Raw genomic sequence first — 24,664 nt, forward strand, 5'->3', positions numbered from 1 at the left:
TCCAAATGGATTGTATGCGGTGTAAATGCTTATTCAAAAATTTCTTCAAACAGTGATGTAAATCCCTATGGGTATGGCTACACTTACAGAATACGGTAGCGCTGTGTTGAGTAGCGAGGTAAGGACTCAGGACTCAGATGAGGGTGGGGATTGCTTAGAGATCTTAGATTTACTGATAATTAATTCTGTTGCTTGTTGAACAGAAAGAGGTCGATGGAATAGAAATCCTTGTACATCATCACACTTAATTGACTTCAAAAACTCTAATTCTTCAGATTTTTCTACTCCTTCGGCAATTAGTCTTAAACCTAAACTACGTCCTAAGGCGACGATCGCTGTGATGATATGGGCTACTTTGTTATTTGTATTATCTTTTGTCAATTCTTTGATGAATGATCTATCAATTTTTAAATTGTGGAGTGGTAAAACCTGTAAGCGGGAAAGGGAAGAATAACCTGTACCAAAGTCATCAATGGAAAGGAGTACACCCATTTGCTGTAATTTTCCTAACACAATTTGCGTGAAGTTGAGATCTTCTATCGCTGTTGTTTCTGTGATTTCTAATTCTAAAAATTGCGATTCAAGTCCCGTTGCTTCTAAAATTGCAGCTACTGTTTCTACGAGATTGGGTTGACGGAATTGCTTGGGAGAAAGATTAACGGCTATGGACATGGGTAAGAAGCCAGCATCTTGCCAAGCTTTATTTTGAGTACAAGCTTTCCGTAATACCCATTCACCGATGGGGATAATTAATCCGCTGGCTTCAGCTATGGGAATGAAGATATTAGGGGCGACTATTCCCATTTCAGGGTGATTCCAACGCAATAAAGCTTCCATGCCAGTAATATTTCTGGTGATGATGTTTATCTTAGGTTGGTAGTAGACGATAAATTCTTCACGTTCTAGGGCATAGCGTAGGCTTTTTTCTAAACTTAAGAGTTCGGGAGTTCTTGCACTCAGCGATTCTCTGTAGAATTGGTAGTTATTTCTGCCTTCGTCTTTGGCATAATATAAGGCGACATCTGCGTGCTGGATTAAGGTTTCGGCATCAGGACTATGTTTATTTAAAAGTGAAATGCCTAGGCTGGAACTTATATACAGTTCGTGTCCATGTAGATGAAAGGGTTTTTCTATGGCTTGTAAAATTTTGGCAGCTACTTGGGTTATTTGTTGATTATTACTAATTTGGGGCAGCAAGATGGTGAATTCATCACCTCCCCAGCGGGCAATAGTGTCTCCCGGTCTTAGGGAGTTTGTGAGTCTTTTAGCTACGTTTTGTAATAGTTCATCCCCTAGTGTGTGTCCCAAAGTATCATTAATCATTTTGAAGCGATCTAGATCGAGGAACATTACAGCTAGACTTTTTTGATCTTCGTCTGCTTTATCTATAGTTTGAGCTAGTATATCGTTAAACTGCAAACGATTGGGCAATCCGGTGAGTAGGTCATGTAGGGCTTGATAGCGAATTTTAGCTTCTACTTGCTGTCGCTGACGAGCGCCACTAATAATTGCAGCCATCGTCAATAAGCTTGATTTTTCATGGGTTGACCAAATACGCTCTAAGGTACAGTCTATTAACCCAAGATAGCCCCAAAAATCATCTTCTAATCGCAAGGGTACAAGTAATAGGGATTTGATTTGATCTTGGCGCAGGATTCTTTGTTCTGCAATGGGGAACCCTTGGGTAAGTCCACTAATGGGCTTTCCCATAGATAGAGTGTTGTACCATCTTCCTAGTCCGGAAGTTTGATAAGGCTGATTTTGCCAACGGTGTTGGGATGGTGCTACGCCAGTTTTTGTCCATTCAAATTGTAGACTCATGGCCATTTCCCCTGTGGTGAGATGGGGATGGTTTTGGAAGAGGTAAATGCGATCGCCATTGGCCGCTGCCCCAAATGTAGCAAGTGCTTTTTCTATTGCTATTTCATAGTTCATTTCTGCCAATAAATAATTAGCAGCTTCAGCAACTGCTTGAAGCAAGCGATCGCGTTGTTGCAGTTCTGCTTCAGCTTTCTTTTGCTCCGTAATCTCTCTGATAATAAAAGTTCTAATTAAATCGCTTTCTGGTAAGTAATGAACGGATTGTTCAAATATTTCACCGTTGACTTCTACTTCTCTGACAAAAGAGTTATTTCTACCTTCTTGATTTTCAACTTCACTCACCAGTCCTGCCAAAATTGGGTGTTTCTTGGCGATTTCCCTCAGTCTTGGAAATTTAAGCGCTGCTGCTGGATTAAGATAGGTGACTGTTCCCTCTAAATCCATTTCGATAATTGGATTAGGGATGAGTTCTGGAAAGGAAGCAAGTCGAGTTAACAGAGAATCTCCAGATTCTTCACCGTTGTCTTCATAAACAATTAGAGTGTCAAAAGGATTAACAGGATCTCCTTGTGCTGCTAAAAATCCAGACAAGTCAGACGCTTTACACGATTGTTTAAATTCTTCTTCTGATAGGTTAGAAATGGCATAATATTGAGCTTGCGCTTGGGGATTACCAAAGGCAATAATATCTCCATGTTGGAGGTTATGAGAAAAAGATTTACTGCCATTAATAATTAAGCCGTTAGTACTTCTTTTGCCATTGAAGTTACCATCAATAATCCGAAATCCATATTTTTCTGTGTTAGGAATAGTGACACGCAATAAAATTGCGTGTTGTCTCGATACAGATCTAGATCTCAGAACAATGGCGTTTCTGATATCCCGACCTAGAGAGTAAGTAGTCTCTAGCAGGGGGATGGTTCGCTGTCCTTCTGGATCACTCACAACCAGTAAGTGCCGAATTTTCTCCCGTTCATTTTCTGCCATAGCTATTCCTTAAATTTTCATATTTGTTGATTTGTCATGAAAAATATGGATATAAATGGATATAATTTTTCACTTTCATATCCTGGAATTTCAACAAGGTAATCCATTATTTTTTATTATTTGCCTTTCATGACTAAATTGAGTGGTAAATCATACGCTGCAAAAAAAACTATATTGCTAATAAAAATATAATCTGATTTTTGCAAATTTCTTTTAGGTGATTCACAAGATATTACAGTTAATTCAGAACATATTACACCAAATTTCTCATTTCAGACCAGTAGCAGATTGTTTTATGTTCTGCACTCATCCCAATTGATCACACCTAAGGTATGGAACTGATTATTTTCTCTACCCAACTTATTCCCATTTCAATAATAAATAAAGTATAAAATATTACTTATTAATTTGATGTAAGATAATATATTTATGAGCTTATCATAATATTATACGAATTAGTATTGGGTATATTAAGTAAAAATACTAGGATTTTAAAAAAAAGTAATATATATATAATACGTACTATTTTTATGGAAACTGCGATCGCACAACTTTGAAGAAGACTCTCAGTCAACAGGGGATAGCCTAGATCTTTCCTGATGAAAATTAATAAGTTTGATTTCAAGCTTAAACGCGTACTTCGCCAACTCATTGCAAAAATACGCGTCTAATAACCTTATTCTTTTTTTAAAATCATCATGAAGAAGCAACACCCGTGCAAATTAGCTAGAAACACGAGTACCTAAATAATCACGCAGATGAAATCGCACTAAACGCAACCAGCGCATCCAAATCTTAGCTGGATGGTCAAAAAATGTGAAAATATCACCGAAGCCCAAATTAGTTTTTTGATGGTGTAACCAATGCTGTTCAGGAGTAGTGATAAATAACAACTGACAGAGGAAAGTCACAGGTTGAGGAGTTTGCCAACCTAAAGCAGTGATATGTCTCCACCACACATGAAACTGACCAAACAGTAAACCACAAATAACACCAACTGGAGATAAAGACCACAGGAATACTGCTACAAAGAGATACGGAAAAGCTCCTAATACACCATCTAAAAGCACCTGAAAATTGAATGTTAAAATAGCATAGTGTCGGAAATCCTTTTTCCATGAGTGGTGTGTTGTCAGGTGGAGGCTGCCAAAAATATGCTCAGGTATGTGGTAGAAAAAAGTTGACAGGAAATCGCCTAAAAACAGTAACAACCAAGCAACAGCGATAGCCTCAAGCATTTATACTCCTTAAGTTTGATAGAAAAACTGCACAGCGAAAATAAATCAAAACTTATGCGAGGCCTGGTTATGTCATAATTAAGTGCTTATTAATTACAACACTCAAGCTGCTTTACATTTCTTAATCACAGTTACCGTTTGGTTGTTGCTGAGGAGGTAAAGTAAACTATACATCTACAACTAAACAGATATACTGGATTTCATTATTTGCTGCTTACAATCTTCTTACTAAGGCATACAGCATGAGCAAAGATTGAGTTAACATCGGTACAAATTTAGGTTAAGCTTTATTCAATTTTTGTTTTTCAAATAGTATTCTTTAAAAATTGGTTATCACTACCTATACAGAAACATTTAGCTATTTTTGAACACAAATCAAATTGCTATATTCTAAAACCAGTCTAATATGATTTAGTAATCTTTAATTGGGTGGTAAATCTGTAACTAGTGCCGCAGTATATTCTCAAATAATTAATTCTGACTCCTAAATCCTTCTTCAACTTGCACGACTACTAAAGGTGGTATTTAAGATGCCTAAATGGAAATTATTAACAGAATTCACATTTGATAGCGCCCATTACATCAAAGACTATAAAGGACCATGTGGAAGAATGCACGGTCATACTTATAAAGTAAAAATTGAAGCAAAATCATCACAATTACATTCTTCAGAATACTGTCCTCACCCAGTCATGGTTGCTGATTTTAGAAGTTTACGTTGGGCTAAAAAAGATGTAACCCAAGGAGGACTAGATCACTGTATTCTTAATGAAGTTTTACCCCCTGAATATGAAACAACTGCGGAGATGATTGCTAAATATATTTATGATGAAACCAAAAAGCGATTACCAGCGGATGTAAAACTCAAGGTAGCAGTATCAGAAACTCCTAATTCTTGGGCAGAGTATGAAGATGATTAATAATTCGTAATTCATACCAGAAAAAGCTCATATTTAAGTAGGGTTTGTTGGGTTTCACTTTGTTCAACCCAACCTACGAAAATTCTTAATTGAACAGTATTGCCTGACTCCTGACTTATATACTAAACACGGTTAGGTCTTGGACTTTTCTAAACCTGGGAAAACCCTAGATGTGTAGGGGTAATTCATGAATTACCCCTACCTATAGAATCAAATGATTAAGCCGTTTTGAGTATAGCCCTAACGGAAAGACTTTTATGCCTAACGGCACGCTACGCGAACAGCAAGTCTTAAGTAGGTTGGCATTAAAAATTGTCGTTATTATTCGTAAATCTAGAGAATATGCTTTCATTTCTAACGCCAAAGGTTACTCATTTTCTTTTTGTAGTACATTTGATTGTATCTCACTCAAGTAAAAACCTCTATAACAGGGAACAGGGAATAAATTGGTGTGTACTTCATTAGACTGGGAAACGCTATATTTGTTTCTTCTGATAGATGAAGACAAATATACTAGATGATTACTATACAAGTAATTGAAACTAAAAAAGCGAGCATTCATCTATTGGCGGTCAGTAGTAATTTTAACCATTAAGAGAACTCCACAAAAAAGATGATCCAATCTTGTGGGATGGGCATCTTGCCCGTCCTTGTATTATTAGCGGGCAAGATGCCCGCACCACAAGAAATTTTGGGATATTTTTTTAATTGGAGAACTCTAATTGAGATAAGCAGGACTATTAAGAATTAATTTATAGGCAAGTTTAGCCTATGGAAATTGCCTACATTTTAGATGTTTAAATTTGAATTGGAGCAAAGCGACTCATGCCAATTACTATCAGAAACAATATTACCTATACCTTACTCAAGAAAATTAATGAAACTGGGCAGGGAATGCATGAAGTTCACTTTCATCAAACTGATTTTCCTCATCATCAAATCACAATAGCCGAATTTTTGGGACATTTAGATTACTTAAATCAAAAGCATTATATCAATGCCGAGTTTACAGGCAACGCTTATGCAACTCAAGAAGACGTTCCTGATATAATTCATCCCCAGGAATTTGACTTGCGAATTGCCAATACTCTCGGCGCACCAGATGGGCTTTTACCACATTTGATTACCTTCAAAAAAGCAGAAATGACGGAAAAAGGACAGAAACTGTTAGAGAAACTAGAAGCTAATCCTCCGCAGGACTCAGCAGAAAAACCATCAGTAGCTATTGCTGATAAAGACTTGCCGTTTTTAGAAAAAGTCATGGCAAAAAGTGGTTTACCAGATATTTTTGATGCCAGAGATGTAACCGAAGTTGTCTTTCGGGTAATGCGCGATTTAATGACAACAGAAGCCGCTGACAGAGTGGAAGCAGAACTGCATGAACCCGCAGAAGTCACTACAGATAAATCTCTGCAATTAGAAATTGCCGATTTATGGCATGATACCAATCCAATTGTGGCCTTTTTGAGTCGAGTCCGTCCACCTTGGCAAGGGCCTGGCATTTTTAAGATTGATAGCGATCGCTTTTTATTTAGAGTTGAAAATGAAGCTGGAATGCCCGGAACTGTAGACAGAGAGGAAGTAGTTAAAGCTGTTTTTTCAGCAACAAAAGACGAATTATCACCAGAACGAATTCAAGAAATTTCTACCTGGTTACCTGATAAAATTCGCCAACTCTGGGAAGAAGCGTAAGAAAGCGACTGGGAAGATTAGTAAGTAGAATCATTCTCACTTCCCCTGTCACCATCCTCAAATATTTTAATAGGAGACAAATATGAATATTTACAAGTATTCTCAATTAATTGGGACTTTTTGTGGTGGATTACTGATTTATTTACCGATCATTCCACAAGTAGTTATGGCACAACAAACTACTTCTCAAGTTAACCCATGTCCCAGAATTTTCTACGAAGAACCACATAACAATCGAGTATTAGTTCCCCAAGGATGTCCTCCCAATGCTTTAACACTCAGACGCATGGAACAAGGATTAATTCCTGTTACCCCATCACCAAATCAAAGAAACTTAGGTGTTGGTGGTGAATCACCCGCAGCACCAGAACAAAGACAAGAACCCAGTGCGAAAATTGCGCTGGTGAATGATAAAGCAAATATCGTATTGATCAATGATACAGGAGCAAACATTACTTATCAGGTGATTGGTGATACAGCACCACGTATATTAGCAGGTAACTCAAGGACGAATTTAAGAGGTTTAAGCACACCAATAACGGTGACATTTCAACGAGAAGACAGAGGACTACTAATGGTGACTCCTAAAGCTACTCAGGAAGAAGGAACCTTAGAAGTGACATTGAAAGAAACAACTGATGTCAACCAAGATAAAAGCGCAATGAGAATTCAAGCTAATGGTTCAGTTTTCTTAAATTAGTTCTTTCTTCAGTTTTAATAGTTCCTAACTAATTTATCAATCACAAAAAAATTAACGTTTTGGCAAATTATTAAAACTATCAAGCAATTTTGCTTCTTGTTTTACATCTTCTAATTTCCGAGCTAGTGAAATTGCCTGTTGGTAAAAATTACGTGCTTTAGCATAATTTCCTAATTTTTCATTAATTTGCCCAGAAGATGTTAAATACTTCAATTCTTCGACGGGATTTTGTAGGAATTTAACAACCTCAAACCGTTGTTCTAGTAAATCTAAAGCCCGTTCATAGCGACCAACAGCAGAATGAGCCGTAACTAAACCATCAATTGCTCGTAATTGGTTAGGACGATTAAAATTGATTTTAGCTAACCGCATTGCTGCCCCATAAGTACCTATGGTATTTTGATAGTCTCCGGCTTTGAGGTAGGCATCACCTAAGTTATTGAGAGTGTTTATTTCACCAATAACATTACCAGTTTGCCGGCGGAATATTAAAGCAGTTTCAGCTAGTTTAATTGCTTGGTTATAATCACCCAATCTTGTATATACCAGACTCAAGTTACTAAGAGAAAGTCCTTGTCCTGCTATGTTTTCCAAATTGCGAGACATTACCAGCGCATCTTGAATAGTTTCTCCTGCGGCTTTTGGTTCACCTTTTTGCAGCAAGAGTGTACCAAGATTGTTGAGGGCAAAAATCTGATTTTCAAAGTCTTGATTATCACGAGCAATCCCTACCCGACGACGAAGAGCATCTTCTGCATCTTTGAGATTACCTGATTGAATATAGGCACTAGCCAGTAAATCATAAGTTAAACCCTGCGCTTTCATCTCACCAAGAGAGTGATAAATCTCCAGTGCTTTTAATCCTGATTCAATTGTTTTAGCAATAGCTCCTGATGTATATTGTTGTTGACCTAAACGCAGTAATCTATCAGCTTCTTCTCTTTGTGGTCTAATATTTAATTGTCTGCCAATAGGATGATTTAAAGGATGATGGATTTGTTTGGTAATATCAATAGCATTTGCAGCCGTGGGACTGAAAAAACAAGCGGATATTACAAGATAAAAAATACCAACTTTGAATTTTTCAAGATCTAAATTTAAAATTGTCTGCCCTGGAAATAAATGACCCTGTTTCATAATGCTTATCGGTGAAATTATAGTAGAAGGTCTAAGAAAAAGGTTTAATTTTTAATACTAGAAGAGCTACTGTCGCATTTATACCTAAATTTAGAATTGACTTACTTCTTCGCCTAAGTAAATAGCGCGAATATCAGGAGGTAATTTGTCTTCTAGTATACGATAGCCTTCTTCCAGAAAATTGGCTACTTCCATCGGAGAAAAATTTTCTCCTTCAGCTTGAAGATAAGCCGCGATTCTAGTTTCACTCCAGTGGAAAGTTTGCGCCATCAAAACAATCAAACGTATTACTGGTGGCATTTGGTCTAATGCCTGTGCTACATAGCACCATAATGGTGGAGAAGTGTCTTTGAGTGAATAATGAATAGCCTCCGTTGGGGGTAGTTTAATTTCATTAATACAGACAGCGGTGATGTTGATTAACCAGTTTTGCAGGGTTAGGGTTTCCTGTCCTGTTTGCTGGCTAGTTAAATCGAGTCCACCGAGTTCATAATAGATATGTCGCCAGGTGAGAGCAAAGAGATAATCAGCTTGAACAGGCGATCGCGCTGAATGTTGAATCAAGGTGTAGACTATAGGACTATAGCGGCAAAAAATCACCGTAAAGTACTTGCCATAATCTGGATAACGCTGAAACAGACTCAGCAATTCTTGGTCACTGTGATGAAACAGCGACTTCACCAGAGGGTGATTAGCTTCGGGAAAGTGAGGAATTTGCACAAGCCTTTAAATAGTAGTGGTTAAAATATACAGGTTAATTGGTAATGGGTAATGGGTAATGGGTGATTGTTAATGGGTAAACTTCTTCCTGTTCCCTGTTCTCTCTTCTCTGTCACCGACCTCAGAGTATGAGATAAACTAGAAAAAGAGGACTTATTGTTAGTCTTAATCGACATTACTAAAAGCGGCTCCCTCATATAATATTCGTTTGTTCATGGTTATAGCAGCTAGTTTGATACCATTCTTGGTTAGTCATTTTACTGTAGGCTCTTTTTTACCTTCTTTGCCCTTGGATAGCCTCTTCTCTACCCAGGGCATTATGATCATGTTGCTGGCGGCCTATGCTGGCGCAATGTGGATGTTCCTGACCAGCGCCCCCAAGGTACATACTGTGATGGTGTCGGATTTAGAAATTGCCCGACAGTTGTATGAAGGGTTGCTAGATTTGCCAGCAGCAGAAGTACCTTTGCACTATTACTACAACTACGAACAAACCATTGGTGCAACAGGGATAGACCCGCTTTATATGTCCGCGAGTCCCAGTTGGTCAAATAAAATGATGAATAACGCCAATGATGGGTTGTGGTATCAATTAAAGAAAAATACCCAACTACACATCATTACTGGTGCAAGTTTGGGACTTAAAAATCAGCAACGTCACGTTTGTTTTGACCGCGACTGCTTGGAATTGATTTTAATGCGTGTGGAAACACGGGGTTTGAAGTTTAAAATTCGCAACCAAAAGCCCTTGAATTTTTTGGTGAAAGATTACGAAGGGCGCGTAATTGAATTAGCTGAAGTCGCAGCGTAGGGGCGGGGTCTCCCCCTCACAGGGGTAGGTTTTTAATATTAACTGTAAAGGCAGGACTAGGAAGACAAGGAGGGAAGGTAGACAAGGAAGATTTGATACGCACAATGGTATTTTGACGGACTGTTCTTGTTACCAAGAGAATCTGATTTTGCACGGTTTTCCTCCCTTGTCCACTATCCTCCCTTGTCATCCTTGTCTTGCCCTCACGACAATGTAAAATACCTACCCTTGTGAGGGGGTCTCCCCGCCCTCATAAATCAATTAGCATAAGGGTGTGTTGGGGTTTTCCTGATATACCCTTAAATTTTGGCTGTTTGCTTAGGATATAAAAAGCTCACGCAAAGGCGCAAAGACGCAAAGGTAGGAAGGAGAAGTTTTGTTATTATCGTAAGCCGTGACAAACAAAAGCAGTCCAGTAGCGAGGATGTGCAAAGGGAAATTCTGGCTCAGATGTTTGAATTTTTTGTTTGATAAGTCTATTTACTTTGGTATGAGTATTATATTGATCCTCCCATTTTGAATACTCAACTGAATTATGAGTATATTGTTTTCTATTGCCTATGAATTCTTTTTCCTTTTCATCTATTTGATTTGATATTTCTGCTAAATCTGCTTTTCTTATTTTCCGCAGTTTAATTTGCGCGTGTTTTAAAGATATTCTCCTGTAGGTAAAGCAGCAAAAGGAATTTTATATAATAACAAATGAGGTATTATAATTAATTACTCTATTCCTCGAAGATGTTGGTTAATTAATACTGATACTGGACTCTCTTCTACAAACCGTTCAAACACTTGCCCTAGTATCATTTCTGTTCTCCACCCTGTGATTTTTACCTCTCTTTTACCAAACTACAAATCCGCCCATTACACAATACCTTGAAAGGGCTAGTCCTATGAATATAGGAAAAATCACAAAAAGGTTGAATATACCAGTTTATTTATTTTATCCTTCAGCTTTTTTGCACTAGTCTTTTTATGCCTTTAATCGTTGCATGGTAAGGTATTTGCCACAAATATTCTAAACCCCAAAGATATTGTAGATACCCCAAAAAACCTAAAAAATTAGATTTCCCATTTTTATCAATGACCATTCTTGCATATTGGTAATATCTCAGATTTAAACGATCTAATACCCTATTATTCTCCTGGGTCATAATCTGATATTCATGGTACTCAAAGCTGGAAATTTGTAAATTGATTATCTGTTTCAAAATTGAAGACGGTATAGAAATATTTAAAATTTCCTGTAAAGCCGTGATCAGATTTTTTAGCCCCCATCCCAAGCGGTATTCTTGGGCTTTTATGACTAATTGATTCCAGTCAATTTGATTTGCGGAAGCATTGATAATAGTTGCAGCATCAGCTATTTTATTACTTGAGATAACCAGATTTCTATAATCTCCACAAATATACAATAACTGATTGGTCGGATTTAAAATATTTATTTCTAATTCACCTAATTGAATAATTATTGTATTTTTCCAAAAATCATTTTCGGCTTTTTCTGAAAAGCCATCTGTGAATAAATGCCAGCGTAAAATCAAAGATTGATTGGAACTGTTTTTAAATCCTATTGCTTGGGAAAATGGTAAAATTTCTGTAGGTATTTTTCCTGTTGCTTTCCAGCCGATGTTCTGTAATAAATTAATCCCCATTAAAGCATCTGATGGATGAATTAACAGTTCTAAATTAGGCATCATTCGTAATCCATTATCGCGGTAATAATGGAGGTTTAAAGCTGCATCTTTAAGTAGTAAAGTTTTAATTCCATTTTCTTGAAAAGACTGTGAAATTGCAGCAATCGCTTGCAATAAAACTTGGTTTTCGACCCAAGTGCGTCGGTAAACACCTTTAAGTCTACCCAAATGCACATCCATCACTTCCTGTGCGGACAAACTGCGATAAAGTAAAGGCAATAAATAATAAGATTCAGTATCTAAATTGTCAATATCAACAGTTTCTCTCCAATGCTGCCAAGATTTAAGTGACGCTTCTCCTGACAATAATGCTGCTTGTAAAAGCCATTTTTTTTCGTTAGTAAGTCTATAATTTTCTTGGTTATTGATAATCATACTTTGATTCCTGGAATGTTAACTCTAATTTTGTAAATAGAGGTAGAAGCTGTAATATAAAGACTTTGGTAATCTTCATCTCCCCAAGCACAATTTGCTGGTACTTCTGGAGTGACAATTGTTCCTAAATGATTTCCTGCTGAATTGAACACCCACACACCACCACCACCTGTGCAGTAGATATTTCCTTGTGTGTCTACCTTCATACCATCTGGTAAACCGGGTTTTTCAATTTTCATATCATAAAAAATCCGTCCATTGCTAAGTGTTCCATCAGACTGAACATCAAAAACTCGGATATGACGACATTCTGAATCATCTATATACAGCTTTTTTTCATCAGGTGAAAATGCTAAACCATTTGGTTTGATAAAATCATCAGCTACAAGAATAATTTCTTTGGTATGTGGTGAAAGTCTATATATTCCTTGAATTGGTTGTTCCTGCTGTTCGGGTTTAATCCCATAAGGTGGATCTGTAAAATAAATAACCCCGTTGCTTTTAACAACAACATCATTAGGACTATTGAGTTTTTTCCCTTGATAAATATCAGCTAAAACAGTAATTGAGCCATCATTCTCTGTACGAGTAACTCGACGTGTATCATGTTCGCAAGCAATTAATCGTCCTTGTTTATCTTTAGTCAAACCATTGGAATTGTAGCTAGGTTCTCTAAAAATTCCTAATTCACCATTAGAGTGAAGTTTATATATTTTATTGGCAGGAATATCGCTAAATAGTAGATAGTTCTCTTCAGGAAACCAAATCGGTCCTTCAGTAAATTTAAATCCTGTAGCTACTCGCTTAATTTTCGCATTTTTAGGAAAGAGAGTTTTAAATATTGGATATTTTGTCTCTAATCTACCTGATGGTATTTTATTGGGAAAAATCGAACCTAGTCGTTTTATCTGTTTATTGATCCATTTAATGATAGAAAACATGATATTTCTACAAATAGGATAATTAGTATTTATTAAAGTGGATTTTGAGCAAGACGATAATTATATAATGTTGTGCCACCATCAATTTTTAGAACCGTTCCCGTCGTGAATTTTGAAAAATAATCTGAGGCTAGATAAACAGCCGCTCTACCTATATAACAAGGAGAGATACTACAACCATGCAAAAGATTATATTCTATACTCAGTGGTTGTTTTTGCTCATCTTCTGCAACCCAAGCAGGAGCAATTCCATTGACTCTTATTTTGTCTGGGGCAAATTCTACCGCTAATTCTTGGATAATCATGCCTAATGCCGCTTTTGAGGAACTATAACTAGGCCAGCGAACAACTGTCTCTTGGTGTATAGAAGTCATAAAAATAATAGAACCCTGAATAGAATTATTCACCATCATTTTGGAGATAAGTTTGGTAAGGTACATCGGACCAAATACATTAGTTTGAAAGGTTTTTTGCCATTCTCCTAAATCCAAGTTATTTATACCAATTGTTTCAAATTGAATGCCTACATTATTGATGAGAATATCAATTATGATTTTGTTTTCCTCTAAAATGCTATATAAATAATCAATATTTTCAGGTTTTGATATATCAGAAACAAACCCTCTTACCTTAACTGGGTAAGTATTTAATTCTTTTTCTAAGCTTAAACATCCTTCCTCTAGGATATCGGTGAAAAAAATATTTGCACCTTGTTTAGCCATTTCAATAGCGATACTTTTACCAATATTTTTTGCTGCTCCAGTTATGAGGACATTTTTTCCAGCTAAAAGCTGATTATCTAAAACTACTGAAGGTTCTACTATTTTGATAAAAATTTTTGGTTTGAGAGTAGGTATCGGATCAAGGAAGGCTTTTGATGCGGCTTTAAAACGAGTTTTGATATTGTTTAGCCGAGTCTTTAAGTTCATATCTGTGAAGTATAAGCCATCAATTTGAATATCCTAACCTTTAGCACGACGACGATCTAGAGAAGCTTTGAGAATCTGAATATATTCAGTTTGATATTGTTTTTGCTGAATTCCTTTATTGGTTTCATGCAGTCGCCGCTTGGCTACTAAATCGGGTAACATCATTGTTTGGAGTCCTATCTCTGTCAGACGTACTTGCCAACTAGCAAATTCGGCTAATTTCCAATGAGTTTCAAATAAACCAACCCGAAAAAAAGACTCTTTTTTGATCAATAATGCAGAAGGAATATGTCCCGGCATTAATTGAGCAGGAACGTGTAATTTGGTTTTGAGATTGTCTACCAATTCTGGACTAATAAACTGTTCAACTTGCCCGAAGACAACATCAAGATTGGGGTTATTTATAAATGCTGCCATTTGGCGTGTTAATTTATCTTCTACCCAAAAATCATCTGCATCAAGAAAGGCAAAAAAATCGCCTTTGGCTAATTCTATTCCGCGATTACGAGCTGCCGCAGTACCACTGTTGACTTGACAACAATATTGCACTACAGAACCAAAACCCTTGGCTATTTCTGCACTAGTATCAGTTGAACCATCATCTATGACAATAATTTCTAGGGGCTGATAGGTTTGAGCTAGTACACTTTCTATGGCTTGAGGTAGATACTTTTCGCAGTTATAAACAGGAATAATTACCGATATCAAAGATTGAGTTTGTTTCATTATGCTGACTCCTTTTTAACTACTGTAAACTTGCGTTTACGCTCAAGAGATTCTTTAAATATTTTTGTCAAATAGGTACGATCTTTTAATCCTTGATAAGAAAGATTGATATCATGATAACGTTTATTTACAAGAACTTTATCAATAACAGGCATAGATAACCCAGCATCTTTGACTCGAACAAACCAGTCAAAATCCTCGTGGTATCTGTAATTAGAATTAAAAAAACCAATTTTCTGAAATACTGTCTTGCGAACAATTAAGGTACTTGGTATATACCCAATATGAATTTTATCAAAAAAATCTTTTCCTAAGCCGTTAGGCGGACTTATTCCTAATTCTAAAAAGTTTCGATATTGAACCATATTACCAGCAAAGTGGGGATTATTTACCAGCAAATCAATTTGCACGCTCAACTTATCAGATATCCATAAATCATCGGCATCAATAAAAGCAATAAACTCACCTTTTGCCGCAGCTATACCATTATTACGAGCTACAGAAACACCTTGATTAGATTGGTAGATATAATCAACTTCGCTATACGATTTAGCAATTTTAGCACTGCTATCTGTTGAACCATCGTCTACTAGAATGATTTCAATGGGACTATAGGTTTGTTTAAGAATGCTTTCAATGGTTTCACATAAATAGCGATCGCCATTATAAACTGGAATAATGACGCTGACTAAATGGTTATTTTTTATCATGATTCTATCATGGATGATTGTATTTAATAGTCTAGTTAAAACTTGTGAATAATACAGACTTTCTATTAGTGTTTAATTAATTTGCCATACTTCTTGGTTCGGAGGTGCTACACCAATGTATTCAATCAGATTTGGCAATTCTTCTGATCGCGTAAAACTGCCTTTCTGTCGGCATCGATCTAGATGTTTTTTATAAATTCTTACAAACCCTAATTCTACTAACTTTTTCCCCTTAGTCATGTTCTCATCGTGCTTTCTATAAAAGAGCGTTACCTGATCTAGCACTACTTTAGATATATTATTTTCCCAGGCTCTAAAAAATAAATCTATATCTTCAGCATACTTGAGTGTTTCATCAACTAAGCCAATTTTGTCAAACACAGATTTGCGATAAATGGCACTACCTAAATTAATAAATTGATAGGGATGAGAAACTGTTTGAAAGATTGAGTGATGATTTTCAGGGTCTTCAAAACGCTGAATTTGTTGGACTAACCCTTGAACAATATCTACAGACGGATTTTCTAATAAGTAACTTGCTTGTAGTTGCAGTTTATTATCCGACCAAATATCATCAACATCCAAAAAAGCAATTACATCACCATTTGCTATCTTGATCCCAAGGTTTCGTGCCGCTGATGGTCCGCTATTTTGCTGATAAACATAGCAGATACTATCTTGTAATTCGGCTGCTATTTCCGCAGTTTTATCGGTTGAGCCATCATCAATTACAATAATTTCTAATGGTTGATAATCTTGATTTTTGACATTTTGAATTGCTTCTGCTAGATATTTTTCTCCATTAAAAACTGGAATAATAACGCTAACAAATAATTTTTGATTTTCCATTTTCTATGGTTTTGTAATGAGATTGAAAATCACTTGAGGAATTTGCTCTAAATCTGTACCAAGTTCTAAATAATAACAAGGAACTTGTTTCAAAACTTGCATCATAATTTGACAAGCTTCTTTGCCAGCACCGGGTAATTGAATCATCGTACTCGGTACCAGAGAAGCTAAAGCAGCAGCAGCAGATGTAGCTGTTAAGGAAGTATCTGTTTTTCCCGTAATGCGCGGAACTAAAACTGCACGAATAGGACAACTTGTCAATATTTTTTTGGGGAAATGCTCGTTAATAAAATAAACGGCTTTTTCTGAATCCAAGCGATTGCTATTACTGATCGCCTCAGCCAAAAATGGTAATCTATTCACATCATCGGCATTTTTTTTACCTGTGTTGTAGATGCTAAACACGGTGGGTGTCGGTTCACAGGTAATTAAACTGTAATCGTCACTGGCATAAAAAAGCTCTGAATTAATACAACTTAAAGCCGTTGTTGATTTTCCTGATCCTCCTTTTCCTACCAACAATACACCCCCGCTAGGAAGTCCGACAGCACCAGCATGAACCAGTTGTATTCCCCGTTTACTCATCCAGACATTCAAAATTGTCCGTAGAGGTGAACCGGTTTCCCAATAGGGGATTTGTGCAGTTGTATCTACCCAATAGATGCCTAAATTGCGATCGCTATCCAAGAGACTCAATGCAAATGCACCCCATTGAAAACTCGTATGTATGCGATTAGTATTGAATCCGTGAATTTCTCCGCGTTTGGGATGATGATGATTCCTACCCCAAGGTGGAGGAGGCATAATAGTATTGGTTGAGGTACTATCCCACAAACAAATTGTTAAATCAGGATGGGAAACTGCTTCTATTTCTAAATGTCCTAAAGCCGGAGTTTGGTAGGGAATTAAAGCCTGTCCAGCAAATCGTAACTGAATTTTAAACCCACCAATATCATAAAACCGATTAACTGCACCCCCCACAGAGGCTGCGGCTTTTTCATATAGTTCATAAATTGAATCAAAAAAAGCAATTGGGTCTTTTTGTTCTGTCGCAATTGCGATATCAGATTCTTCAATATCGTTTTTAATCATTTGGTTTTATTTGTATTTTTAGCTGTGATTCTGTTGGGTTTGATGACCTCAACCCAACTCCATAAATTCTGTTGATTGATTTACCCCTTTGCACTCGGCCAACCCACTTCCTGATCCACATCATGGATGGGATCTAAAGCCAGCAACTCTTCCATATCTGTATATTTATTTAAAGTTGGTGGTTCAAATTTCAGCTTTTCTGTAGCTTTAGTTGGGGAGTTATCGTTAGTTGTATGGGTCTGATTTTCTCCATCAGTTGTATCAATACTAATCAAACTTTCACGCTGTAAATCGGCAATTAAATTGTTAACAGCAGTTTCAATGGTTTCGCTACTGCTATCGTAACAACTAACCATTTCTGCCAAAATCTCACCTCTGGAAAGACCTCTAGCTAGTTTTTCCCAAATATCTGCTCCGACTGTCACCAGACTATAATAATCTCCTCCATCCAGATTAACGATGACTACTTCACCCTCAATCATTTCGTGGACAACTTTCGGGACATTGATTTTAAATTTTTCAGATAAATTCATTGTGCTTTTAAACTGAATGATATTGTTTGCTTAACCCAATGTTAATCTTACTGTCAATTTCATCACATCTTTTTTAAAGATTTAATAAAGAAATTGACATTTTCTTAAAGATAGATACGATAGCAATTTGATTTGTCTATTCCTAACAAAAGCTATAGATATAAATCACTCATACTAAAATGCCCTAATTCTGAGAGAAGTTAGGGATATCGTCGTTTAAAATTGCTATGAAAAAATTATGATTTCTGGTTGATTGTTTTGAAAATTTTTTCTCCTACTAGCCGCATTGGTCGCAATAAATAGTAAATAAAAGCAGGAAATTCTACTAACGGTAAAACTAACCAATCGGAAGTTGTCGGTGTTATGGACAGACGCAAAGAATAAAGTATTTTATCTTGCAGACGTTCTCTGACCTTCAGATGAAAGCGAGTAACAGTCCCATCTTGGAATGAACCATCAGTTTTTTGGAACAGATTTTGGCTGACTTGAACTGCAAGTAAACTAACTTTTGGATCTGTCTGGATTTTTTGCCAAACTTGATCAGGTAAAGCAGTTCCTAAAATATTCCGTGCTAGTGTCAAAGCTAAAAATAGAATTCTTTGACCACCTTTAATGCTTGCTTGTTCCATGACTTTTTGCCAATTTAACTGGGGATGACTGCGAATTAATTCAGCCACATCGCAAATGCGAGCTAAATTTGTCCAACAGTCTTTTGTCCCATGTCCAGCTAACATTAACAGCGTATTTTCTGGAGAAAGATTGGGAACACTTTGACCAGCAATGGTAACTGACTCTAAATCTTGCCACAATTCCTCACAATCAATGGGGAAGGAAAAATAGTTTGGCATTACTCCCCAGTGGAGTTCTACTACCAGTTCTGTTTCCGGGTGAATGAAGGGATAAGCAGCTTCACGAACTAATTTATAGATGCTTTGCGATCGCACAAAAGCAGCTTTTTGCTCTTCCGTAACTTCGATCCGTTCAATCTTCTGGCTATATCCCTGAGACAGGAAGAGTTGTTTGGCCTTTTCTACATCTTTTGGGTGAACTAAAATATCTAAATCGCTAAACTGACGTAACGATAAATTCCTATAGGCACTCGCAGCCAAAACCGGACCTTTGAAGGGAAGAACTGATATTTTTTCTGCTGCAAATAAATTTAGTAGTTTTACCAATTCCCCACTCAAAAGCAAGCTACGTTTAGTTTGACTCAGGAAATCTGCCCGCAACTTCATCATAATTGCTTTGGGAACTAGTCCTGGACAAATTCTAGAAAGGCTGGAATATAACAGTGGCAGTACTCGTTGCTGTTGGGCGATTGCTATCAATTTATCCCAATTTATATTTTTTGCCAGAAGTCCTATAATGTGATCCGCTTTTTCTGATTCTATGACAGTGCTGGCACAGCAAAGTAGCACCTCGATTTCAAAACTAGTCTGTGATAATGCCGTTTGAACTATTGAATTGTGCAATTACAGCCTCCAATTAAAAAAATTAGCTTCTCTGATTGTTACTGATGACTTTTATTTCTTGGGTTTAACGTCACCAATTTTAATCACGAGTGCGATCGCCATACTCACCACCAAAATCAATGTCATACTCAACGCTGAACCAAAACCCCAATTTTGGGTAGCACCCAGAAACTGGTTATAAACTAACCGTGCTGCTGTCATGCTAGAAGCACCACCGAGTAATTCCGGGTCGATAAAGTCCCCTAATGCGATAATAAATACCAGCAAAGAACCAGCAGCTATACCTGGCAAAACTTGGGGTACAGTGACGCGCAAAAAGGTTTGTCTGGGGTTTGCACCCAAATCGGCTGCTGCTTCTAGCAACTCCTTGTCTAGCTTTTCCAAAGAGGCATACAACACTAAAACCATATAGGGTAGTAAGCTGTAACTCATGCCAATTAATACCGCTGAACTGCGATTGAGCAATTCTAATGCGGGCAAGCCGACACTGGTGAGTAAACTATTCAACAATCCAGTTGGACGCAGAATAGTAATCCAAGCATAAGAACGCAGCAAAGAGGAAGTCCATAAAGGCAAAACAAACCCTAATAGCAGCAAATTTCGCCAGCGCTTTGGTGCTATTTGAGCAATCCAATAAGCAACCGGAAAACCTAAAATCAAACAAATAATTGTTGTATTAATTGCCAAAAAAAGAGAATTAAATATTACTCGTAAGTAAAGTGGTTCCAGGATACGAATATAATTTTGAAAGCCATTAGGATTGACAATATCACCTGGTCGAATATTGGTGACTAAACTCAATTGAAAAATTATTAATGTAGGCAGTAACAATAACAGTAATAACCAAATTCCAGATGGTGCAAGTAATGCCATCGGAGCAAACCATTGGATTTGATAGCGATTCAATTGCGGCTTTTCTGTAAGATCGCTGGGAGATTCTAGAGCCGAATTAGGAAGTTTCATGTATGCAGCCCAATACCAAATTAGGGAATTATTGTCAATTTAAGCTAGTAATTGAGTCCAGTATCGCTCATAAACTTCTTCAAATTCACCTATAGGAGTAGAGCGTTCACATTTTTCCAACAATGATTCTGGAGGAAATAAATTAGTATTTTCTTGAATTTGCTTTGGTAATTGCTCGAATCCAGCACGATTAGGAGTACTAATATTTAGTCTTTGACTGAGCTTGGCTGCCACATCTGGTTGTAAAATTAAGTTAATCCAGGCATAAGCACCAGCCAAATTAGCGGCTATTTTGGGAATGACAATAGTATCTGTCCATAGCGAAGAACCACTGCGAGGAATCACATATTTAAATTTGGGGTTTTCTTTCGATATATTAATGGCATCAGTAGAATAACACATAGCTAATAATAAATCTCCTGCTAGAAGTTGGTTTTGCCAAGCATCAGTATCAAAGGCAGCAATTGCAGGTTTTAATATCTTCAATTTTTCATAAGCTTGTTTAACTTCTGTTTCATTTTGCGAATTGTAAGAATAACCCAGCATCTTTAATGCTGCACCCATTACCTCACGTACATCATTAAGTAAAGTCATCCGCTTATAAAGTTTGTCTTGGTTTTGCCAGAGATATTCCCAATCTTCTGGTGGATTTTCCAGCTTTTCGGAGTTGTAAAGTAAACCAGTTGTTCCCCAATTGAAAGGAATACTATAACGGTTGTCAGGATCATAGCTAGGATTCTTAAATTGGGGAAATAAATTGTCTAACCCAATTAAGCTTTCATGATTGATTTGGGTTAACAAATTTTTCTCTACCATCTTCTGCACCATATAGTCAGATGGATAGATAATGCTATAAGTGGCTGCACCTCCAGCTTGTAATTTAGCCAGCATCACATCGTTGGAATCATAAAAATCTGCCAACACTTTTATCCCAGTTTGGGTAGCAAAAGTGGAAAGTAATTCTGAATCAGTATATTGAGTCCATGTATATATATGCAGGGTGTCACTTTGTCCAGAACTAGTATGGTTTGAACTCACATTAGCTAGTTTCCAGCCACAACTACTTAAAGACAAGCTAGAAACCGCTACCATGTTTTTTAGAAATTGCCTTCTGTTAGTCATTTTAGTCATTATGGATTTTTGAGCCTTGGTGCTTGACTAATAGCTAAACAGTCAGTTTCTGCCCACCAAATGTAAATTGGGGTGTCACGATCTGGTAAGCTGCCAAAGGTATTCGGTTGTAAAACATTGATATTTATGCCGTTGGCTAATTCCACAACATAATTAACATGAGTACCCAAATACATAATATTAACTAACCTACCTTCAAAGCAGTTCGTTGGTAGGTTTGGTTGATAAAGGGAAATCTGAATTTTTTCTGGACGGACACTTAATACTACTGCTTGTAATAACTCCGTTGGTGTATCGTCTGTACGTCCAGCGACTATTGACAATCCAGTTTTGGTCAAAATTTTCACGTACTCTGAGTCTACGTCTGTGATTTCACCGCTGAATAAATTTGTATCACCAATAAAATCTGCCACAAAGGCTGTTTGAGGACATTCGTAAATTTCGCTAGGAGTACCGACTTGTTCAATTTTGCCTTGATTCATCACCGCGATCCGATCAGATAAGCATAGTGCTTCTTCTTGATCGTGTGTCACCATGACAAAGGTTAATCCTAGATCTTTGTGGAGATTGCATAGTTCAACCTGCATTTCCTTACGCAGTTTTAAATCTAAGGCTCCCAATGGTTCATCTAGGAGTAAGACTGCGGGACGATTAACTAAAGCCCTAGCTAAGGCTACTCGTTGCTGTTGACCACCAGAGAGTTGAGAAGGTAAGCGCGATCGCAAACTTTCCATCTTCACCAGCTTTAAAGCTTCTATGACTCTGCTCTCCAGTTCTGATTTGGATATTTTTTTTAACCGCAGTCCGAAAGCAATGTTATCCCATACATTCAGATGGTTGAACAGAGCATAGCTTTGAAATACAGTATTGACAGGTCTACGATAAGGAGGAACATTAGTCATAGACTGTCCTTGAATCAGCAACTTGCCTGCGTCAACCCTTTCAAACCCAGCAATTAAGCGGAGTGTGGTTGTCTTACCGCAACCAGAAGGGCCTAAAATACTAAAAAACTCTCCCTGTCTAACATCTAAGTCCACACCATGTACGGCTGGTTCTTGGTTGAAAAACTTGAAGACGTTACGCAGTTCAACATCAAGCGGCTGAAAAGTCGTTAAACTCTTCTGATTTTGCATCACAGTTTGAGCCATAGTCTTTAGTAGAATGCCATGATCTGACTAAACTTGGTTAAGTAATGTAGGCTACTAATATAGACTACAATTAACACTTTGGTTTATTGTATCTGGCAACAACACTCTAATGAGAAATATACTTGCCATTGTTTTATCCTAAATGCCGGGTAGCAGCTGCAAAGCATTGATAATATTAATTTCATGCCTACTTTTAATTTTATGGCTATATTACCACCACTACTCAGTAATCAAAAAAATACACGTACCGTTGGACGTGGTTCCCAATCAGTATTTTTAATACTATTTACGTTATTGATGACATCTGGAATCGGCGCTCGTTTAGCTTATTTGCAGATTATTGAAGGGCCAAAACTCCGGCAAAGGGCAGAATCTAACCGGATTCGGGTCATTCCTAAACAACCAGAACGAGGCAATATTTTTGATAGAAATGGCAAACTGTTAGCTACTACTCGCTATCCTCGCTCTGTGTATTTGTGGCCAATGGCACATACCAAACCCTCCTGGTCAGTTGTGGGGCCGCGTCTATCCAAAATCCTCGATATCCCTCAAGAGGAAATGGAAAAAAAACTAGAAGAAGCAGGGGCTAATTCTTCTTCTCTGATTCGCGTTGCTCGTGACGTAAATGAAGCTCAAGTTACAGCCTTGAAAGAATATGAAACCGAACTCATAGATGTAGAAATCAATACAGAAGCTGTGCGTTATTACCCACAAGGTATTCAATTAGCTCATATACTAGGCTATACCCGTGAATTGACAGCCGAACAGCTAAAAAAAAGGAAAACTGAAGGCTACCGTCTAGGAGATGTAATTGGTCAAATGGGTGTGGAAAAAGCCTATGAGAAAACACTGCGGGGGGAATGGGGTGGACAACAAGTAGAGGTGGATGGTGCGGGTAGACCGCTGCGGGTATTGGGAGAAAAACAGGCAAAAGCAGGTACTGATTTACACTTGACTATAGATGTAGAACTACAAAAAACTGCCGAAAAAGCTTTAGGTAAACGCAATGGGGCAATTGTGGCACTTAACCCCAACAATGGTGAAGTCTTAGGAATGGTATCTCATCCTACCTTCGACCCCAATATTTTTTCTAAACAAAAACTCTCCGAAAAAGACTGGAAAAGCGTCCAAGGTGAGGAGCATCCTTTGGTCAATCGTGCTTTAAGTGCTTTTCCACCGGCGAGTACCTTTAAAATTGTTACTACCACTGCTGGACTAGAATCAGGTAAATTCTCTCCCAGCACAGTGCTACAAACCTATGGTTCTTTAACTATTGGTGGAACAAGGTTTGGGGAGTGGAACCATGCAGGATTTGGTCCATTGGGTTTTGTCGGGGCAATGCAGTGGAGTAGTGATACTTTCTTTTATCAAATTGGTAAAGGCGTAGGGGGTCCTAAATTGATTGAATGGACTCGCAAATATGGCTTTGGTGAAAAAACTGGCTTTGAGTTCTCTACAGAAGAAGCCAAAGGTTTGGTTCCTGATGAAAACTGGAAACGCAAAACTTGGAAAATGCCTTGGACTGTAGGCGATTCTATTAATATGTCTATTGGTCAAGGTGCTTTACAAACATCACCTCTACAAGTCGCTGTGATGTTTGCTGTTCCTGCTAATGGTGGTTATCGAGTACAGCCACATTTGCTCAAAGACAATGGGGAAGCACAAAAATGGCGCAAATCTTTAAATATGAAGCCAAGTACCATTAAAGTTTTACGCGAGGGATTGCGGAAGGTGATATCTGAAGGTACAGGTAAAGTTTTAAATAAACCCACTATTCCCCCAGTAGCTGGTAAGAGTGGTACAGCGGAAGCTTGGAACCGTGGAGTGAAGGAGAATCATGCTTGGTTTGGCGCTTATGCACCTGCTGATAAACCAGAACTTTTGATTGTGGCTTTTGCTGAACATTCTGGTGGTGGTGGTGGTAGTGTAGCTGCACCAATGATTTTAGAAATCATGGAAGAATATTATGCTCGTAAATATCCAGGGAAATATCAAAAACCCGTGATAGGTGATAGGTAATAGGAGGTAGGCTTGCCCTAAGCGTAGTCGAAGGGGAGCAGGGTGCAGGGGAA

The 24,664-nt window shown here is 37.6% G+C and carries 21 protein-coding genes; 5 read left to right on the top strand and 16 right to left on the bottom strand.

Annotated elements, in window-relative coordinates:
- Positions 1-126 precede the first annotated feature (126 nt).
- The gene (locus AC012T_RS16905; protein WP_487059930.1) at positions 127-2,808 is read right to left on the bottom strand and encodes an EAL domain-containing protein; all 2,682 of its coding nucleotides are present in this window, start codon (positions 2,806-2,808) and stop codon (positions 127-129) included.
- A 722-nt stretch (positions 2,809-3,530) separates the two neighbouring features.
- Entirely contained in the window at positions 3,531-4,046 is a 516-nt protein-coding gene (locus AC012T_RS16910; protein ID WP_487059931.1) for a sterol desaturase family protein, read from the bottom strand.
- 530 nt (positions 4,047-4,576) lie between these two features.
- Here AC012T_RS16910 and AC012T_RS16915 point away from each other — a divergent pair.
- The 3 genes from AC012T_RS16915 (at position 4,577) to AC012T_RS16925 (ending at position 7,358) form a co-directional block, all read left to right on the top strand.
- A complete protein-coding gene (locus AC012T_RS16915; RefSeq protein WP_487059932.1) occupies positions 4,577-4,966 on the top strand; it encodes a 6-pyruvoyl trahydropterin synthase family protein in 390 nt (129 codons plus the stop codon).
- 1,260 nt (positions 4,967-6,226) lie between these two features.
- Entirely contained in the window at positions 6,227-6,658 is a 432-nt protein-coding gene (locus AC012T_RS16920; protein WP_487066638.1) for a DUF2267 domain-containing protein, read from the top strand.
- A gap of 82 nt (positions 6,659-6,740) precedes the next feature.
- Positions 6,741-7,358 (top strand): hypothetical protein, encoded by a 618-nt coding sequence (locus AC012T_RS16925; RefSeq protein ID WP_487059933.1) that lies wholly within the window; start codon positions 6,741-6,743, stop codon positions 7,356-7,358.
- A 51-nt stretch (positions 7,359-7,409) separates the two neighbouring features.
- On the opposite strand, the gene AC012T_RS16930 is transcribed toward AC012T_RS16925, so the two are convergent.
- Both AC012T_RS16930 and AC012T_RS16935 read right to left on the bottom strand, forming a co-directional pair.
- Positions 7,410-8,495, bottom strand: a complete 1,086-nt coding sequence (locus tag AC012T_RS16930; RefSeq protein WP_487059934.1) for a tetratricopeptide repeat protein — start codon at positions 8,493-8,495, stop codon at positions 7,410-7,412.
- 90 nt (positions 8,496-8,585) lie between these two features.
- Positions 8,586-9,215 carry a sigma-70 family RNA polymerase sigma factor gene (locus AC012T_RS16935; RefSeq protein WP_487059935.1) on the bottom strand — a complete coding sequence of 210 codons (630 nt, stop codon included), beginning with the start codon at positions 9,213-9,215 and terminating at the stop codon, positions 8,586-8,588.
- Between the two features lie 214 nt (positions 9,216-9,429).
- On the opposite strand from AC012T_RS16935, the gene AC012T_RS16940 reads away from it, so the two are divergent.
- Positions 9,430-10,026: a hypothetical protein gene (locus AC012T_RS16940; RefSeq protein WP_015214599.1), complete on the top strand. Its 597-nt coding sequence runs from the start codon at positions 9,430-9,432 to the stop codon at positions 10,024-10,026.
- Positions 10,027-10,976: 950 nt separating this feature from the next.
- On the opposite strand, the gene AC012T_RS16945 is transcribed toward AC012T_RS16940, so the two are convergent.
- The 12 genes from AC012T_RS16945 to AC012T_RS17000 form a co-directional block, all read right to left on the bottom strand.
- Positions 10,977-12,098 carry a nucleotidyltransferase family protein gene (locus AC012T_RS16945; protein ID WP_487059936.1) on the bottom strand — a complete coding sequence of 374 codons (1,122 nt, stop codon included), beginning with the start codon at positions 12,096-12,098 and terminating at the stop codon, positions 10,977-10,979.
- The gene (locus AC012T_RS16950; protein WP_487059937.1) at positions 12,095-13,039 is read right to left on the bottom strand and encodes an SMP-30/gluconolactonase/LRE family protein; all 945 of its coding nucleotides are present in this window, start codon (positions 13,037-13,039) and stop codon (positions 12,095-12,097) included. The genes AC012T_RS16945 and AC012T_RS16950 overlap by 4 nt, the downstream gene beginning before the upstream one ends.
- Before the next feature lie 32 nt (positions 13,040-13,071).
- On the bottom strand, positions 13,072-13,968 hold the full coding sequence (locus AC012T_RS16955; RefSeq protein WP_487059938.1) for an SDR family NAD(P)-dependent oxidoreductase: 897 nt from the start codon (positions 13,966-13,968) through the stop codon (positions 13,072-13,074).
- A gap of 33 nt (positions 13,969-14,001) precedes the next feature.
- The gene (locus AC012T_RS16960; protein ID WP_487059939.1) at positions 14,002-14,694 is read right to left on the bottom strand and encodes a glycosyltransferase family A protein; all 693 of its coding nucleotides are present in this window, start codon (positions 14,692-14,694) and stop codon (positions 14,002-14,004) included.
- Entirely contained in the window at positions 14,694-15,404 is a 711-nt protein-coding gene (locus AC012T_RS16965; protein WP_487059940.1) for a glycosyltransferase family 2 protein, read from the bottom strand. Before AC012T_RS16965 ends, AC012T_RS16960 begins: the two co-directional genes overlap by 1 nt.
- Before the next feature lie 72 nt (positions 15,405-15,476).
- Positions 15,477-16,253, bottom strand: coding sequence for a glycosyltransferase (locus AC012T_RS16970; RefSeq protein WP_487059941.1), 777 nt, complete (start codon positions 16,251-16,253; stop codon positions 15,477-15,479).
- Between the two features lie 3 nt (positions 16,254-16,256).
- Positions 16,257-17,345, bottom strand: coding sequence for a serine kinase (locus AC012T_RS16975; protein ID WP_487059942.1), 1,089 nt, complete (start codon positions 17,343-17,345; stop codon positions 16,257-16,259).
- An 80-nt stretch (positions 17,346-17,425) separates the two neighbouring features.
- On the bottom strand, positions 17,426-17,878 hold the full coding sequence (locus AC012T_RS16980; protein ID WP_487059943.1) for a PqqD family protein: 453 nt from the start codon (positions 17,876-17,878) through the stop codon (positions 17,426-17,428).
- 236 nt (positions 17,879-18,114) lie between these two features.
- Positions 18,115-19,350 (bottom strand): nucleotidyltransferase domain-containing protein, encoded by a 1,236-nt coding sequence (locus tag AC012T_RS16985; RefSeq protein WP_487059944.1) that lies wholly within the window; start codon positions 19,348-19,350, stop codon positions 18,115-18,117.
- A 51-nt stretch (positions 19,351-19,401) separates the two neighbouring features.
- The gene (locus tag AC012T_RS16990; protein ID WP_487059945.1) at positions 19,402-20,313 is read right to left on the bottom strand and encodes an ABC transporter permease; all 912 of its coding nucleotides are present in this window, start codon (positions 20,311-20,313) and stop codon (positions 19,402-19,404) included.
- Between the two features lie 39 nt (positions 20,314-20,352).
- Positions 20,353-21,435 (bottom strand): polyamine ABC transporter substrate-binding protein, encoded by a 1,083-nt coding sequence (locus tag AC012T_RS16995; RefSeq protein ID WP_487059946.1) that lies wholly within the window; start codon positions 21,433-21,435, stop codon positions 20,353-20,355.
- An 8-nt stretch (positions 21,436-21,443) separates the two neighbouring features.
- The gene (locus AC012T_RS17000) at positions 21,444-22,592 is read right to left on the bottom strand and encodes an ABC transporter ATP-binding protein (RefSeq protein WP_487059947.1); all 1,149 of its coding nucleotides are present in this window, start codon (positions 22,590-22,592) and stop codon (positions 21,444-21,446) included.
- A gap of 201 nt (positions 22,593-22,793) precedes the next feature.
- On the opposite strand from AC012T_RS17000, the gene mrdA reads away from it, so the two are divergent.
- Positions 22,794-24,611 carry a penicillin-binding protein 2 gene (mrdA, locus tag AC012T_RS17005; RefSeq protein ID WP_487066640.1) on the top strand — a complete coding sequence of 606 codons (1,818 nt, stop codon included), beginning with the start codon at positions 22,794-22,796 and terminating at the stop codon, positions 24,609-24,611.
- Positions 24,612-24,664 lie beyond the last annotated feature (53 nt).

This window comes from Anabaena sp. EIM26 (assembly GCF_057568715.1).